General features: G+C 23.6%; 1 protein-coding gene. It reads right to left on the bottom strand.

Annotated elements, in window-relative coordinates; genetic code table 11:
* Positions 1-127: 127 nt before the first annotated feature.
* The gene (locus tag GQX97_RS14180) at positions 128-526 is read right to left on the bottom strand and encodes an EamA family transporter (protein ID WP_304488845.1); all 399 of its coding nucleotides are present in this window, start codon (positions 524-526) and stop codon (positions 128-130) included.
* Positions 527-581: the final 55 nt, after the last annotated feature.

Below are 581 nucleotides of genomic sequence, written 5' to 3' on the forward strand. Positions count from 1 at the left end.
GGATTTGAAGTTGAGGGAATAGAYTATTCTAAAGATGTAGAAATATAATTTTTTATAATAAACAAATTATTAATTAAGGGCTTTACTTTTTGTATAGCCCTTTTTATTTTTTAAATTATTTATAAAGTTATAATTTTTTATTAGMTTTAGATTTTCTAAATATTGATACAGCGTAAAGAATAGCTGCTAATATAATAATTGCTAATGTAATAGCTCTATTAAAATTCAACTCTTCTTTATATACAAATATAGCAAGCAACGTTGCAAGCAAAGGAACAAAAAATTGCAAAAAACCTAAAGTAGAAACYTCTAAAGATTTAGCAGCTTTTGCATATAAGTATAATGGTATRCCTGTTGCAATTCCTGCAAACATTAAAGTTATCCAAGTATTAGTAGGCTGAGGCGTAGCTGGAAAATAAAGTTTAGATATAATAATTGAAGGTATTAATATAGATAAAGTCTCCARAAATAAACTCTTATTAAAAAAAATAATTATAAAGTTTCTTTTTAAAAACAATATTGAGATAACAGAAAAAAGGCTATTAGAGATATTAAAAATAATTTATTCCAAAAACCCAAAT

It is taken from the genome of Brachyspira sp. SAP_772, from assembly GCF_009755885.1.
Classification (GTDB): domain Bacteria; phylum Spirochaetota; class Brachyspiria; order Brachyspirales; family Brachyspiraceae; genus Brachyspira.